Below are 15,022 nucleotides of genomic sequence, written 5' to 3'. Positions count from 1 at the left end.
TCTAGGGTCGGCCCCGTGGACCTCCACGTGAGCCTGGTGGGACGCCGCGACCTCGCGGGGCAGATCTACGGCCAGCTGCGCACCGCGATCCTGGACGGCCGGCTGCGCGCGGGCGAGGCGCTGCCGCCGACGCGGGAGCTGGCGCGGCGCCTGGCGATCTCCCGCAACACCGTCGGTGTCGCCTACGACCGGCTCGCGGCCGAGGGCTTCCTGACGAGCCGGGTGGGCGCGGGGACGTTCGTGCGGGAGACCGGGTCCGCCGCGCGCGGTGCGCCCGCGGCCTCGCCGCTGCGGCCGCGCCGCGTGTGGGAGGAGGTGTCCGCCTGGCCGCCGCCGATGCCCGGGATCCGGTGGGACTTCCGCGCCGGGCTGCCCGACGTGCGGCTCTTCCCGTACGAGGCGTGGCGGCGGATCATGTCGGGGCTGCTGCGGCCGTCCGGGCCGGCCGGCTCCGCCTCGGCGGCCGACCCGGCCGGGCTGCCCGCGCTGCGCGAGGCCGTCGCCCGGCACGTGGGCGTCTCGCGGTCGGTGCGGGCGAGCGGGGACGACGTCGTCGTCACCTCCGGCGTCCAGCAGGCCCTCGACCTGATCGTCCGGGTCCTCCTCGAACCGGGCGACGTGGTGGCCGTGGAGGATCCCGGGTACCCGCCCGTGCGGATGCTCCTCACCGCGGCCGGCATGCGGGTGCGCGGCGTGCCGGTCGACGCCGAGGGGCTCCGGGTGGACGCGCTGCCCGGCGACGCGCGGGCCGTCTACGTCACCCCCTCGCACCAGTTCCCGCTGGGCATGCCGATGTCGCTGCCGCGCCGCAGGGCGCTGCTGGAGTGGGCGCGGCGGCGGGACGTGGTGATCGTCGAGGACGACTACGACACCGAGTACCGGTACGGCGGGCGGCCCGTCGAACCGCTGCAGAGCCTCGACGAGGACGGCCGCGTCCTGTACACGGGCACCTTCTCCAAGATCATGCGGCCGGTGCTGCGGCTGGGGTTCCTGGTGGCGCCGCCGTCGCTGCACCACGCGTTCCGGATGGCGCGCTACGTCTCGTCCTGGCACGCCGAGCTGCCCGCGCAGGCGGCCCTCGCCCGGTTCATCGACGAGGGCCTGCTCGCCCGGCACATCCGCAGGTCGCGCCGCGAGTACCGGGCGCGGCACGAGCGCGTCGCCGCGCGGGTCGCCGGGCTGCCGGGGGACCGGCTCGACCTCGTCCCGTCCGAGGCGGGCCTGCACCTGAGCGCGGTGTTCCGGGACGGCTCCGACGATGCCGCCGTCGCCGCGCGGGCGCTCGGCGCGGGCGTCGGGCTGTTCGCGCTGTCGGAGTTCGCCGTGACCGGGCCGCCCGGCGCGGGCCTGGTCTTCGGGTACGGCGCCGTGACGCCGCCCGAGATCGATGAGGGGATGCGCCGGCTCGCCGGGGTCCTGCGCGGCGGGCGCGGTCGCCCGTGACTAGCGGTGGACGGGCGTGATGCGCCGGCCGTCCGCGCCGAAGAACAGGATCCGGTCCAGGTCGACCGCCAGCGCGACGCGGTCGCCGCGGTCGGGCCGTCCGCCGGGCGCGATGCGGAAGACGAGGTCGGACCGCCGGTGGTGGCCCGCGTGCTCCTCGACCGGCTCCTCCTCGGGCGGCCTCCCGAACAGCGCGCGCATCCGGTCGCGCAGCCCGGGCCGCTCCGCCGCGGGGGCCTGCGGCCGCTCGGGACGCCCCACCTCGTTCGCGTCCACCGTGGGGATGCCCGCCTCGGCGTAGGCGAGCCATTCGTGGCCGTGGAACTCCAGCGCGCGGACCTGGCCGGACAGGACGGTCCCGGACGGGGCGGGCGCGCCCGGGGCGATCGGCATCATCGTGTCGGGGCGGATCCCGACGATCACGGGCCGGCCCTGGTGGCTGATCAGCGCGGACGCCCGCGGATCGTCCCAGGGCAGGGTGAGCCGCTGCGGCCCGAGGTCGAGCATCAGCCCCTGGCCCTCGACGGCCCACAGGGTGGCCTGCAGCAGGTTGATCGGCGGGGAGCTGAGGAACGCGGCCGTGAACACGGTCCCCGGGTCCTCGTAGATCTGCTCGGGGGTGCCGACGTCCTCCAGGACGCCGTCGCGCAGCACGGCCATCCGGTCGGCCATCGTCATGGCCTCGACCTGGTCGTGCGTGACGTAGACGGTCGTGGTGCGGCTGGAGCGGACCAGCGCGGCGATCTCGACGCGCAGCTCCGTGCGCAGCCCCGCGTCCAGGCTCGACAGCGGCTCGTCCATCAGGAACAGCGACGGCTCGCGGATCAGCGCCCGGCCGATCGCGGCCCGCTGCCGCTGGCCGCCCGACAGCGTGCGCGGCAGCCGGTCGATCATCGTGTTGATGCCGAGCGCGCGCGCCAGCTCGACGACCTTCGCGGACGCCTCGGCGCGGTCGTCGCCGGACACCTCCAGCGGGAACATCATGTTGCCCTTGACCGTGCGGTGCGGGTAGAGCGCGCCCTCCTGGAACACCATCGCGACGTTCCGGTCGCGCGGCGGCAGGTCGTTGGCCACGGTGCCGTTCAGCCACAGGTCCCCGCCGGTGATCTCCTCCAGCCCGGCGATCATGCGCAGGATGGTCGACTTGCCGCAGCCGGACGGTCCGAGCAGGACGAACAGCTCCCCGTCGTTGATGCGCAGCCGGACGTCGCGGACGGCCACCTGGCCGCCGGGATACACCTTGTCGACGCCGTCCAGCACAACATCCGTCATCGGGTCCGCCTGGGAGTGGGCAAATCTACGGTGGGCCATCTCATCGCGGTGCGGTCCAGGTTGTCCAGAGTAAAACCAGGGTTACTCGCCGTTAATCCGGCCGAGTCCGGCCACCGGATCGGATATTTCGACACCGCGTGATCTTCCCGACTTCGCCCTGTTCGGCGCCGTGCCGAGGGACCGGCGCACCGCCGCCCTGGAGATCGGCGGGCCGCCGTGTCACCTTTGATCACGAAGCCCGTCCGGGGTTCGAAGAAGGAGCTCCCATGTCCGACTCCCCACCCGCCGTCAGCCGCCGTACCTTCCTGCACCGCACCGGCGCGGGCGCCGTCCTGCTCGCGGGCGGCGTGCTCGCGGGCGGCACCGCCGCCGCGGCGCCCGCCGCCCTCGCCGGCCCCGCCCGCGGGCCCGCGCCCGCCGACCTCGACCCGCTCGCCCTGCTGAAGAAGATGCTGTCGTTCGACACCCAGAACTTCGGGGAGGGCGGCGTCACCCGGCCCTACGCCGAGATGCTCAAGGCCGTCTGGGACTCCGCGGGGGTGCCCGCGCAGATCATCCCCACCCCGAAGAAGGACAACGTCCACCTCATCGCCCGGATCGAGGGCACCACCGCGGCGCCGCCGCTGCTCCTGCTCGGACACTCCGACGTCGTGCCGGTGGAACGTGACAAGTGGACGGTCGACCCCTTCGCCGGCACCGTCCGCGACGGCGAGGTCTACGGCCGCGGCGCCCTGGACATGAAGGGCGCCAACTCCGCGAACATCAGCGCCCTGCTCCGGCACGTTCAGGAGGGCGGGAGGTTCGACCGCGACATCATCGTCCTCACCGACTGCGACGAGGAGGCGGGCCAGTACGGCTCCCACTGGCTCGCCGAGAACCACTGGGACAAGGTCAACGCGGGCATGGTCCTCACCGAGGGCGGCTGGTTCCTCGCCCAGAAGGACCGGCGGACGCCGATGCTCATCACGGTGACGCGCCAGGACAAGGTCTACTTCAACCTCGACCTCGCCGCCGGCGGCACCGCCACCCACTCCTCCAAGCCCAATCCCGACTCGGCCATCGCCAAGCTCTCCCGCGCCGTCACCGACATCGACACCTGGCTCGCGCCGGTCGCGCTCACCCCCGTCACCCGGGAGTACTTCGGCGCACTGGCCAAGGCCACCGACGACCGCCCGTTCGAGCGGGCGCTGCGGCTGCTGCTGTCCGCCCGCTCCCAGCAGGCCCGCGAGCGGGCGGCCGCGCTCGTCGTCAAGCGCAGCTCCTACCCGTGGCTGCACCAGGCCCTCCTGCGCACCACGCACGCCTTCGTGATCGAGGACGCGGGGTACAAGGAGAACGTCATCCCGTCCAAGGCCACGCTGCGCCTCAACTGCCGGGGCGTCCCCGGAGGCCAGCGGCCGCGCGACTTCCTCGCCGCGATCCGGCGGCGCCTCGCCGACCGCGACGTGACCGTCACGCTCGCGGGCAACCCGGGGGAGTCGGAGGCCGACGCGCTCAAGCGGCTGGACGACACCTGGGCCAAGGCGCCGTCCAGCCTGGACTCGCCGCTGTTCGAGGCCATCGGCGACGCCGCCGCCAAGACCTACCCGGACGCGGTCTTCGCGCCCGCACTGTTCGAGGCCGGGACGAGCCTCTCGCCGTGGACCTCGAAGGGCCTCCCCGGTTACGGCGTCTACCCCTACGTCGTCGACAACGACCAGCTGATCGCCATGCACGGGAACGACGAGCGCATCACCGTCGAGGCCCTCAAGCAGGGGACGGAGTTCATGTACCGGCTCTTCGGCCGCTTCCGGGCGAGCTGACCTGGGCCGTCCCCGTCCCCCGCGGGCCCCCGCGAGGGGACGGGGACGGCCATGCCCGTCCCGGTGCGATGCCCCCGATGTCACGGGCCCGCCGTAGACTCCTTGGTCGTGGCAAGCCGGATTCGCAATGAGGACATCGCACTCGTGCGGGAGCGCTCGTCCATCGCCGACGTGATCGGCGAGTACCTGCAGCTGCGCAGCGCGGGCGGCGGCAATCTCAAGGGCCTGTGCCCGTTCCATGACGAGAAGTCCCCGTCGTTCAACGTGACGCCCTCGCGCGGGCTGTACTTCTGCTTCGGCTGCGAGGCGGGCGGCGACGTCATCAAGTTCGTCCAGGAGATCGAGCACCTGAGCTTCGGCGAGTCGGTCGAGCGGCTCGCCGTCCAGGCCGGCGTCCAGCTGCGGTACGAGGAGGGCGGCGGCCGCGGCCCCCGCCAGGACGGCGGGCAGCGCGCCCGGCTGGTCGAGGCGCACCGGGCCGCCGCCGAGTACTACGCCGAGCAGCTGAACTCGCCCGCCGGCGCGCCCGGCCGCACGTTCCTGTCCGAACGCGGCTTCGAGGCCGCCGACGCCGCGCACTTCGGCGTCGGGTTCGCCCCCCGCGAGTGGGAGGGCCTCGTCAGGCACCTGCGCGGGCGCGGCTTCGCCGACCGCGACATCGTCGCCGGCGGCCTGGCCAAGGAGGGGCGGCGCGGCCCGATGGACCGGTTCCGCGGCCGGCTGATGTGGCCCATCCGCGACCTGTCCGGCGACGTCATCGGCTTCGGCGCGCGGCGCCTCTTCGAGGACGACGACGGCCCCAAGTACCTGAACACCCCCGAGTCGCCGCTCTTCCACAAGAGCTCGGTGCTGTACGGCGCCGACCTGGCCAAGAAGGAGATCGCCCGGCGGCGGCAGGCCGTGGTGGTCGAGGGCTACACCGACGTGATGGCCTGCCACCTGGCGGGGGTCCCGACGGCCATCGCCACCTGCGGCACCGCGTTCGGCGACGAGCACATCAAGGTGCTGCGCCGCCTGCTGATGGACCAGGACGAGTTCCGCGGCGAGGTGATCTTCACCTTCGACGGCGACGCGGCCGGCCGCAAGGCGGCGCTGCGCGCCTTCGACGACGAGCAGAAGTTCGTGTCGCAGACGTTCGTGGCCGTCCAGCCCGACGGTCTCGACCCGTGCGACCTGCGCATCCGGCACGGCGACGCGGCGGTGCGCGACCTCGTGGCGTCCCGGCTGCCGCTGTTCGAGTTCGCCGTGCGCAGCGCCATCGAGCAGCACGATCTCGACACGGTCGAGGGGCGGCTCGGCGCGCTCGACGCCGCCGCCCCGGTCGTCGCCGCCATCAAGGACCGCTCCCGCCGCCACATGTACGCGGTCAACCTGGACCGCTGGCTCGGCATCATGGACGAGCAGTTCGTGCTGCGCCGCGTCCGCGAGCTGGCCAACCGGCAGCACGGCCGCGCGCAGGCGGGGAACGGCCGCGGCCAGAACGGGCACGGGCGCGCGCGGAACGGCGACGGCCGGGGGAACGGCCCGGCCGCCGGGGACGGGCGGGGCGGCGGCGCGGAGTCCGAGGCGCCGCGGCGCCCCGCGTTCGACCCCGCCGATCCCGAGGTCCAGCGCGAGCGCGAGCTGCTGAAGCTGGCCGTCCAGCGCCCGGCGCTGCTCGGCCCGGCGTTCGACGAGGTCCCGGTCGAGGCGTTCATCGCGCCCCCGCACGCGGCGGTGCGGGCGGTGATCTCGGAGGCGGGCGGCGCCTCGGCGGCGGGGAACGCCGCGGAGTGGGTCGCGCTGCTCCTGGAGCGGGCGCCGAACGACCAGGTCAGGGATCTGCTCACCAAGCTCGGGGTGGAACCGGTCCGGTCCGCCCAGGAATCGGACGACCGATATGCAGCAGAATTGCTGGCCAGAATTCAGGAACGCCAGCTCACGCGCATGATCGCGAACGTGAAATCTAAACTCGGGCGGCTGAATCCGGTCGAGGCGGCCGAGGAGTACAACCGGCTCTTCGGTGATCTTGTCGCGCTTGAGCAGCAGAGACGGGTGTTGCGGGAGCGAGGGCTTGGGTCGCAGTAGCCGGCCGTCCCGCGAAAATGGGTCCTGTGATCTAGGCCCCCTTTGACGCAGACTGTCCATGTGGGCCCTTCGGTGCTGCCAAGCGAGGCGCCATCGGTTGATCAGGTGGCGGACCTCGTCGCACGCGGCAGAGAACGCGGCGGTGTGACCGTCGAGGACGTCGCTGCCGCGCTCGATCGCTCGGACTTGCCGGACGACTCGCTGGAGCGGGTCGTCCGGATGCTCGCAGAGCAGGGGGTGGAGGTCCTTGAGTCTCAGCAGGAGACCGAGGACGTCACGCGAGCGGATGAGGGAGACCTCAGCAAGCGGGCGCCGACGAGCGACCTGGTTCGGATCTACCTGAGAGAGATCGGTCGCGTACCGCTGCTCACGGCAGAAGATGAGGTAGAACTCGCGAAATCGATAGAGGCGGGACTTTTCGCCGAGGAGAAGATGGCGCGCACCGCCGTCCTCGCCCGCGGCGAGCTGCTCGACCTCGAACTGCTCTCCCGCGAGGGGGCGCGGGCGAAGCAACGGCTGATCGAGGCCAATCTCCGGCTCGTGGTCTCGATCGCCAAACGCTACGTCGGCAGGGGAATGCTGTTCCTCGACCTGATCCAGGAGGGAAATCTCGGACTGATCCGCGCGGTCGAGAAATTCGACTACACCAAGGGGTTCAAGTTCTCGACCTACGCCACCTGGTGGATCCGGCAGGCGATCACGCGGGCGATCGCCGACCAGGCCCGGACGATCCGCATCCCGGTGCACATGGTGGAGACGATCAACAAGCTGGTCCGCGTGCAGCGCCAGATGCACCAGGACCTCGGCCGGGAGCCGAGCCCCGAGGAGATCGGCCTGGAGATGGGCCTGTCGCCCGTCCGGGTCGTGGAGGTCCAGCGCATCGCGCAGGAGCCGGTCTCGCTGCAGTCGCCGATCGGCGAGGAGGACTCCGACCTCGGCGACTTCATCGAGGACGCCGACGCCGTGGTGCCGATGGAGGCCGCGGCGTTCCTCCTGCTGCAGGACCAGCTGGAGGACATCCTCGCCACATTGTCGGAACGGGAGCAGCGCATCATCCAGCTGCGCTTCGGCCTGACCGACGGGCACCCGCGCACCCTGGAGGAGGTGGGGCGCGAGTTCGGCGTGACGAGGGAGCGGATCCGCCAGATCGAGTCGAAGACGCTGGCGAAGCTGCGCCACCCGTCCCGCGCCCAGATGCTCCGCGAGTACCTGGACTGAGGCGCGGGCCCGGACGACGGGGCCGCCCTCCCGGCCGTCCGCCGGGAGGGCGGTCGCGGGCGCGCCCGGCCGCGTCGCGGGAGCGGCGTCCGGCGGTGCGCAGAGATACGCGTTACCGCCTTTACGTCGCTTTTCGTCCGGACCGTGTCCTACCGTGGTGACCATGCTGATCGTGACGACTGATGGCGTGGCGGGGTACGAGATCAGGAGCGTGCTCGGAGAGGTCCTCGGGCTGGCGGTCCGAGCCGATCAGGGTGCGGTCCACCCGCCCGGGCAGGGCGGGAGCAGCGCGACGTTCCGGGTGACGGGGGAGCAGCCGGGCGCCGGGCTGGCCGCGGCGCGCCGCGAGGCGGTGGAGCGGCTCGGCGAGGAGGCCCGCCGCAAGGGCGCGAACACGGTGGTGGGCATGAGGTTCGACACGGCCCTGATCGGCGGCGGCGTCGAGGTGTGCGCGTACGGGACGGCCGTCTGGGCGGAGCCGGCGGCGCAGCAGCGCGAGCAGGCGCCCCAGCACCAGCAGCGTCCGCAGCACCCGGGGCATCTGCCCCCGTACGGCGACCCGCAGGCCGGCGGCCCCCCGATGGCCGCGCGCAACCTCACGATGGGCCTGCACGACCGCCCGCGCTGAGACCGATCGCGCCGACCCGGGTCGCGAGGGGGCGGCGGAGCGTGGGATGACTCACTGTCCCCTGCCCCACTTGACGTGCTGAGGTTAGCTTTCGCTAATTTAGGTAAGCCTAACCATTTGCACGCTCCTGGAGACCTGATGCGTCCTGTGTCCGTCCTCGCGCTCGCCGGCGCCGCCGCGGTGTCGATGTCCCTTCTGACGGCGTGCGGCGGTGACGGGGACGAGGCGGGCGCGGCGGGCGCCATCGCCGTGACGGCCACCGACGACGCCTGCGAGGTCGCCAAGACCGAGCTCCCCGCGGGCAAGACCACCTTCAAGGTCGCCAACAAGGGCTCCAAGGTCAACGAGTTCGAGGTGCTCAAGCCGGACGGCAAGATCCTCGCCGAGCGGGAGAACATCGGCCCCGGGACCAGCGTCGACTTCGTCGTGAACCTCCCCGCCGGGAAGTACAAGCTGCTGTGCAGCGCCGGGCAGACCGGCAAGGGCCCGTCCCAGGACGTCACGGTCACCGGCGGCGCCGCCGGCGCGGACCCGCGCCTGAGCAAGGCCGCGGCCGACTACAAGGCCTTCGTCATCGTCCAGACCGACGACACGATCGCCAAGACCGAGAAGTTCGTGGACGCGGTGAAGGCCGGCGACGTCGAGAAGGCCAAGGAGCTGTACGCGCCGTCCCGCGTCGGCTGGGAGACGATCGAGCCCGTCGCCGAGAAGTTCGGCGACCTCGACCCCAAGGTCGACGCGCGCGAGGCCGACCTCAAGCCGGAGGAGAAGAAGGACTGGTCCGGCTGGCACCTGCTGGAGAAGGCCCTCTGGAAGGACGGCTCCGTCAAGGGCAAGGAGAAGTACGGCGACCAGCTGCTGGCGGACCTCGGGACGCTGAAGTCGCGGCTGCCCGGCCTCACCCTGGACCCCGTCAACGACATGGCGGGCGGGGCGAAGGAGTTGCTGGACGAGGTCGCCACCGGCAAGGTCACCGGCGAGGAGGAGGCGTTCAGCCACACCGACCTCGTCGACTTCAAGGCCAATGTGGACGGCGCCAAGAAGATCTACGACCTGCTCAGGCCGGTCGTCCAGGAGCGGGACGCGCAGCTCGCCACGGACCTCGACGACAACTTCGCGGGCGTCGAGAAGCTGCTGAAGAAGCACGAGAAGGGCGACGGCTACGTCTCCTACGACAAGGTCGGCGAGGACGAGCGCAAGGAGCTGGCCGACGCGGTGAACGCGCTGGGCGAGCCCCTGTCCAGGCTCGCCGCCGCCGTCGCCAAGTGATCCGGACGAGAGGAACGGCAGCGGCATGACGGGCGAAGGGACGCAGGAGCGGTCGGGCATGTCCCGGCGGCGGATGCTGGGCTTCTCCGGCGCGAGCCTGCTCGTCGGGGCCGCCGCCGGGGCCGGGCTCGACCGGGTCGCCTCCGCCGAGGAGGACGACGGCGCGGGCGACGCGATCGCCTTCCACGGCGCGCACCAGGCGGGCATCGCCACCCCCGTGCAGGACCGGCTGCACTTCGCGGCGTTCGACGTGACGACCGGCGACCGCGACCGGCTCGTGCGGATGCTGAAGGAGTGGACGGCCGCGGCCGCCGCCATGACCGCGGGCCGGCCCGTCGGCGACGGCGCGGTCGGCGGCCCCGCGGTCGCGCCGCCCGACGACACCGGCGAGGCGCTCGGGCTGCCGCCGTCCCGGCTCACCCTGACGATCGGCTTCGGCCCGTCGCTGTTCGAGAAGGACGGCAAGGACCGGTTCGGCCTCAGGGCGCGCCGTCCCGCCGCCCTCGCCGACCTGCCGCACTTCCCCGGCGACAACCTCGACCCGGCCCGCAGCGGCGGCGACATCGCCGTCCAGGCGTGCGCGGACGATCCGCAGGTCGCGGTGCACGCCGTCCGGAACCTGGCCCGCATCGGGTTCGGCGTGGCCGCGGTCCGCTGGTCCCAGCTCGGGTTCGGCAAGACGTCCTCGACGACGCCGGACGCGCAGACACCGCGCAACCTGTTCGGGTTCAAGGACGGCACCGAGAACATCGCCGGAACCGAGGGGGACCTGCTCGACCGCCACGTGTGGGCGGCCGGGGACGACGGGGCCGGCTGGATGGCGGGCGGCTCCTACCTCGTCGCCCGCCGCATCCGGATGCACATCGAGACCTGGGACCGGACGTCGCTGCGCGAGCAGGAGGACATCTTCGGACGCGACAAGGGCGAGGGCGCGCCGGCCGGGCTGAAGAAGGAGCGCGACAAGCCCGTCCTGTCCGGGATGAAGCCGGACGCGCACGTGCGGCTCGCCCACCCCGACTCCAACCAGGGGACGCGCATCCTGCGGCGCGGCTACTCGTTCACCGACGGGTCGGACGGCCTCGGCCGGCTGGACGCGGGCCTGTTCTTCATCGCCTTCCAGCGCGACCCGCGGACGGGCTTCGTCCGCGTCCAGAACTCGCTGGCCACCGACGCGCTGAACGAGTACATCCAGCACGTCGGGTCCGGCGTCTACGCGTGCCCGCCGGGCGTCCGCAAGGGCGGCTACTGGGGAGACACCCTCTTCGCCTGACCAGGCCGCGGGCTGTGTTTCACAGTCCCGGCCCACTTCGCTCGCCTGACGGCACGCTACGCGACCGGAACTGGGCGAACGCGGCATCGCTTCGCGAGCTGCCCGGTTCCGCTCGCCTCCGGCCTCGCTCCACCGGGCAGCTCACGCGTTCGCGCGCGGGGCCGAGGCCACTTCGAGACGGGCCCTAGCTCTGCTGGGCCCGCTCCGACCGGATCCGCGCCACCACGTCGCCGGCGGCCGTCCTGATGGAGTCCAGCTCCTGAAGGTAGGCCCAGTAGTCGGGGTGGGCGCCGGTGAGCCGCCGCGGCGCCCTCTCCAGCCGCTCGACGAGGGAGTCGAGCACGCGGGCGTGCTGGGGCGGGGCCCCGCCCGGCTGCGCCATGGCGAGCCGCTGGGCGTCGCGCACCGCGAACCGGACGCCCTCGACGGGCCTGGCCGGATCCTCGGCGACCGCTCTCAGCTCCTCCACCCGCCCGGTGACCTGCCCGGCGCGGCGGTCGGCCGCGTTCAGCTCGGTGCGCGCGGCGGTGAGCGCCCGCTGCGCCTGCTTCCACTCGGTGCGGCCCGCGTGCGCGGACGCCTCGTTGAGGCGCTCGCGGGCCCGGGTGACGCCCGCCTCGATCGACTCCGGCGCGCCCTTGAGGTCCTGCCAGCACGCCTGCGAGTAGCCGCGCACGAGGACGCGCATGGCCTCCTGGACGGGCCCCACGCGGTTCGCGACGGCGTCGGCCCGCGTCCGGACGGAGGACAGCGAGTCGCGGACCTTCTGGGCCAGCCGGGGCAGCTCGGCGGCCGCCTCCCGCGCCCGCTCGGCGATCTCGCGGACCTCGTCGGCCTTGCGCATGGCGCCGTCGAGGCCGAGCCCGCCGAGCCCCTGCGAGCCGAGCTGGGCGAGGACCTGCTTGGCGCGGTCCAGATCCTGCTCCGGGTCGGCGGCGTCCATCCCGGCGGACCTGGCCGCGGCCACGGCGGCGTCGGCGGCGGCCACGGCGTCGCGGGCGGCGGTGAGCCGGGGCGGGAGCTGGTCGAGCGCGGACTCCAGCCGGGCCATCCGCGGGGCGAGGCGCTCGGCGAAGCCGCCCAGGTCCCGGGTGATCTTCTGCAGCCGCTCGGTGCAGGCGACGAACGCGCGCCGGGCGGAGTCGTACTCGGCCGGTGACCGGTCCCGGTCATCGAGGTCGTGGGCGTCCAGGACGGAGATGTAGGCGACGGACGCGGCGTCGGCGGCCTCGGCGAGCCGGGCGAACTCCCCGCGGGCGGGCTCGGCCGCCCTGGCGTCCAGGTCCTCGAACACGGTGACGCGCCCGTCGATGTACTTCTGCGCCTGGTCCATGTCGTAGAAGGCGGCCGCGGCCGCCTCCCTCGCCTCGACGGCCCCGGCCGCCGCCTGTGACCCGCGGCCGCCCCGGCGGCGCTGGTCGCCCGGTCCCCGCAACGCAGCCTCCCTTCGTCCGCTCCCCAGTCTGGCGCACCCGGCCCGGGTTTCGTCCATGCGCGAAGGCGGCCGGGTGCGCGACGACCGCCGGGTGGCGACCGAATCACAAAGATTGTCGCCATCCCTTCATAAAGGATGGAACGGATAGCATCGCTGCAACGTCGATAAGGCTGGGCGCCGGTTCGGCGTCCGATCCGGCATGTGATCTTGGAGGCCCATCGTGCCCGTCAGCCTGAGCAAAGGCGGCAACGTCTCGCTCACCAAGCAGGCCCCCGGCCTGTCCGCGGTGACCGTCGGTCTCGGCTGGGACCTGCGCACGACGACCGGGACCGATTTCGACCTCGACGCCTCGGCCATGGTCCTGGACGCCTCCGGAAAGATCATTACCGACCAGCACTTCGTCTTCTTCAACAACCTGCGCACCCCGGACGGCGCGGTCGAGCACACCGGCGACAACACCACCGGCGCGGGCGAGGGCGACGACGAGCAGCTCAAGGTCAACTTCGGCGCGATGCCCGCCACGGCCGAGCGGGTCGCGTTCGCCGTGTCGATCTACGATGCCGACAACCGCGGGCAGAACTTCGGACAGGTCCGCAACGCCTTCATCCGGGTGCTGAACCAGGCCGGCGGTGCGGAGATGGCGCGCTACGACCTGACCGAGGACGCGTCCATGGAGACCGCCATGGTCTTCGGTGAGCTGTACCGCAACGGAACGGAATGGAAGTTCAGGGCGGTGGGCCAGGGCTACGCCTCGGGGCTGGCCGGCATCGCCGCGGACTTCGGCGTCAACATCTGAACAGTCTGAACAGTCCAGACAGGAAGGGAGTAGCCCGCACATGGGGGTTTCACTCGCCAAGGGCGGCAACGTCTCGCTGACGAAGGCCGCGCCCAACCTCACCGCGGTCACCGTCGGCCTCGGCTGGGACGTGCGCGCCACCACCGGCGCCGACTTCGACCTGGACGCCTCCGCGCTGATGCTGGCGAGCACCGGCAAGGTCATGTCGGACCAGCACTTCGTGTTCTTCAACAACCTGCGCAGCCCGGACGGCTCGGTGGAGCACACCGGCGACAACCTGACCGGTGAGGGCGAGGGCGACGACGAGTCGATCAACGTCGACCTCACCGCGGTGCCGGCGGAGTGCGACCGCATCGTGTTCCCGGTCTCGATCTACGACGCCGACAACCGGCAGCAGAGCTTCGGGCAGGTGCGCAACGCCTTCATCCGGATCGTCAACCGGAACGACGGCAACGAGCTCGCGCGCTTCGACCTCACCGAGGACGCCTCCACCGAGACGGCCATGGTCTTCGGCGAGCTCTACCGGCACAACGGCGAATGGAAGTTCAGGGCCGTCGGCCAGGGGTACGCCTCCGGTCTGGCGGGCATCGCGATGGACTTCGGCGTCAACGTCGGCTGACCGCCGGCGCCCCCGCATCCCGGCCGCTCCGCCCGGCCGCCCTTCCTAGCAGAAATACGCGCATGATTCTTCGCACCTTCGGGTGGTCCTTCGGCGTCACGGCCGTCGGCCTGCTCATCGCCCTGCTCTACGACGGGGCGACCGGGCTGGCCCTGGTCGCCGTGCTCGCCGTTCTCGAAGTCTCGCTGTCGTTCGACAACGCCGTGGTGAACGCCAAGGTGCTCGACAGGATGAGCGCCTTCTGGCAGAAGATCTTCCTCACCGTCGGCATCGCGATCGCGGTGTTCGGCATGCGGCTGGTCTTCCCCCTGCTGATCGTGGGGATCACGGCCAAGCTGAGCCCGGTCGAGGCGTTCGACCTCGCGCTCAACGACTCACACCGCTACCACCAGCTGATGAACGACGCCTATCCGATGATCGCGGCGTTCGGCGGCATGTTCCTGATGATGCTGTTCCTGGACTTCGTGTTCGAGGAGCGCGCCGACAAGTGGCTGCCGTGGCTGGAGCGGCCGCTCGCCCGCATCGGCAAGCTGGACCAGCTGTCGGTCGTGGTGGCGGGCGGCTCGCTGGCGCTCGTGGCGTGGCTGTCGGCCTCCGACCCGGGCAGCGTCATGATCGCGGGCGTGCTCGGGATGGTGACCTACATCCTGGTCAACGGGCTCGGGGAGCTGTTCTCCGAGGCGAGCGAGGACGACGACGAGGACGACGAGGACGAGAAGGACGGCGCGGAGGCCGTGAAGGGCGGCGGGCGGTCCGGGCCGAGCTCCCTGGCCCTCGCCACCGGCAAGGCGGGGTTCTTCCTCTTCCTGTACCTGGAGGTGCTGGACGCCTCGTTCAGCTTCGACGGCGTCATCGGCGCCTTCGCGATCAGCACCGACCCGGTCGTCATCGCGCTGGGCCTCGGCATCGGCGCCATGTACATCCGGTCGCTGACGGTGTTCCTGGTCCGCAAGGGCACCCTGCACGAGTACGTCTACCTGGAGCACGGCGCGCACTGGGCGATCGGCGCCCTCGCGGTCTGCATGCTGGTGAGCATCGGCCACCACGTCCCCGAGTGGATCACCGGCGGGCTCGGCGCCGGGCTGATCATCGCCGCGTTCGCCAGCTCCGTCGTCCGCAACCGCAACCAGGACGGGGACTCTCCCGACTCGGCGGCGGGCGGCGGGCGGCCGCTGCACTCCAGCCAGGTCTGACCGGCGTCAC

Annotated in this window: 12 protein-coding genes; 10 read left to right on the top strand and 2 right to left on the bottom strand. The window is 72.3% G+C overall.

What is annotated here, in order from left to right; translation table 11 throughout:
• Window positions 1–15: 15 nt before the first annotated feature.
• Window positions 16–1,443: a MocR-like pyridoxine biosynthesis transcription factor PdxR gene (gene pdxR / locus ACQEU6_RS16035; protein ID WP_499332741.1), complete on the top strand. Its 1,428-nt coding sequence runs from the start codon at window positions 16–18 to the stop codon at window positions 1,441–1,443.
• On the opposite strand, the gene ACQEU6_RS16030 is transcribed toward pdxR, so the two are convergent.
• Complete coding sequence (locus ACQEU6_RS16030) at window positions 1,444–2,715, bottom strand: ABC transporter ATP-binding protein (RefSeq protein ID WP_499332740.1); 1,272 nt, start codon at window positions 2,713–2,715, stop codon at window positions 1,444–1,446.
• A 266-nt stretch (window positions 2,716–2,981) separates the two neighbouring features.
• Here ACQEU6_RS16030 and ACQEU6_RS16025 point away from each other — a divergent pair, with 266 nt between their 5' ends.
• The 6 genes from ACQEU6_RS16025 to efeB all read left to right on the top strand — a co-directional run bounded on the left by ACQEU6_RS16025 (window position 2,982) and on the right by efeB (window position 10,969).
• Window positions 2,982–4,517 carry a M20/M25/M40 family metallo-hydrolase gene (locus tag ACQEU6_RS16025; RefSeq protein ID WP_499332739.1) on the top strand — a complete coding sequence of 512 codons (1,536 nt, stop codon included), beginning with the start codon at window positions 2,982–2,984 and terminating at the stop codon, window positions 4,515–4,517.
• A gap of 108 nt (window positions 4,518–4,625) precedes the next feature.
• Complete coding sequence (gene dnaG, locus ACQEU6_RS16020) at window positions 4,626–6,584, top strand: DNA primase (RefSeq protein WP_499332737.1); 1,959 nt, start codon at window positions 4,626–4,628, stop codon at window positions 6,582–6,584.
• A gap of 72 nt (window positions 6,585–6,656) precedes the next feature.
• The gene (rpoD, locus tag ACQEU6_RS16015) at window positions 6,657–7,802 is read left to right on the top strand and encodes an RNA polymerase sigma factor RpoD (RefSeq protein ID WP_499340210.1); all 1,146 of its coding nucleotides are present in this window, start codon (window positions 6,657–6,659) and stop codon (window positions 7,800–7,802) included.
• Between the two features lie 163 nt (window positions 7,803–7,965).
• Window positions 7,966–8,430 (top strand): YbjQ family protein, encoded by a 465-nt coding sequence (locus ACQEU6_RS16010; protein ID WP_499332735.1) that lies wholly within the window; start codon window positions 7,966–7,968, stop codon window positions 8,428–8,430.
• 138 nt (window positions 8,431–8,568) lie between these two features.
• Entirely contained in the window at window positions 8,569–9,699 is a 1,131-nt protein-coding gene (efeO, locus tag ACQEU6_RS16005; protein ID WP_499332734.1) for an iron uptake system protein EfeO, read from the top strand.
• A gap of 25 nt (window positions 9,700–9,724) precedes the next feature.
• On the top strand, window positions 9,725–10,969 hold the full coding sequence (gene efeB / locus ACQEU6_RS16000) for an iron uptake transporter deferrochelatase/peroxidase subunit (protein WP_499332732.1): 1,245 nt from the start codon (window positions 9,725–9,727) through the stop codon (window positions 10,967–10,969).
• A gap of 184 nt (window positions 10,970–11,153) precedes the next feature.
• On the opposite strand, the gene ACQEU6_RS15995 is transcribed toward efeB, so the two are convergent.
• The gene (locus tag ACQEU6_RS15995; protein ID WP_499332730.1) at window positions 11,154–12,404 is read right to left on the bottom strand and encodes a molecular chaperone DnaJ; all 1,251 of its coding nucleotides are present in this window, start codon (window positions 12,402–12,404) and stop codon (window positions 11,154–11,156) included.
• A gap of 220 nt (window positions 12,405–12,624) precedes the next feature.
• On the opposite strand from ACQEU6_RS15995, the gene ACQEU6_RS15990 reads away from it, so the two are divergent.
• From ACQEU6_RS15990 to ACQEU6_RS15980, 3 genes are all read left to right on the top strand, one after another.
• On the top strand, window positions 12,625–13,200 hold the full coding sequence (locus ACQEU6_RS15990; RefSeq protein WP_499332728.1) for a TerD family protein: 576 nt from the start codon (window positions 12,625–12,627) through the stop codon (window positions 13,198–13,200).
• 40 nt (window positions 13,201–13,240) lie between these two features.
• The gene (locus tag ACQEU6_RS15985) at window positions 13,241–13,819 is read left to right on the top strand and encodes a TerD family protein (RefSeq protein WP_499332727.1); all 579 of its coding nucleotides are present in this window, start codon (window positions 13,241–13,243) and stop codon (window positions 13,817–13,819) included.
• A gap of 62 nt (window positions 13,820–13,881) precedes the next feature.
• Window positions 13,882–15,012, top strand: a complete 1,131-nt coding sequence (locus ACQEU6_RS15980) for a DUF475 domain-containing protein (protein ID WP_499332725.1) — start codon at window positions 13,882–13,884, stop codon at window positions 15,010–15,012.
• Window positions 15,013–15,022: the final 10 nt, after the last annotated feature.

Source organism: Spirillospora sp. CA-108201 (assembly GCF_050936235.1).
GTDB lineage: Bacteria > Actinomycetota > Actinomycetes > Streptosporangiales > Streptosporangiaceae > Spirillospora.
This window is presented reverse-complemented; position numbering and strand designations above follow the sequence as displayed.

Bases quoted from the DNA above. Each gene is read 5' to 3' on its own strand.
- ACQEU6_RS15980 (WP_499332725.1), top strand. From the start codon at position 13,882: ATGATTCTTCGCACCTTCGGGTGGTCCTTCGGCGTCACGGCCGTCGGC.
- ACQEU6_RS16030 (WP_499332740.1), bottom strand. From the start codon at position 2,715: ATGACGGATGTTGTGCTGGACGGCGTCGACAAGGTGTATCCCGGCGGC.
- efeO (WP_499332734.1), top strand. From the start codon at position 8,569: ATGCGTCCTGTGTCCGTCCTCGCGCTCGCCGGCGCCGCCGCGGTGTCG.
- ACQEU6_RS16025 (WP_499332739.1), top strand. From the start codon at position 2,982: ATGTCCGACTCCCCACCCGCCGTCAGCCGCCGTACCTTCCTGCACCGC.
- ACQEU6_RS15985 (WP_499332727.1), top strand. From the start codon at position 13,241: ATGGGGGTTTCACTCGCCAAGGGCGGCAACGTCTCGCTGACGAAGGCC.
- ACQEU6_RS16010 (WP_499332735.1), top strand. From the start codon at position 7,966: ATGCTGATCGTGACGACTGATGGCGTGGCGGGGTACGAGATCAGGAGC.
- efeB (WP_499332732.1), top strand. From the start codon at position 9,725: ATGACGGGCGAAGGGACGCAGGAGCGGTCGGGCATGTCCCGGCGGCGG.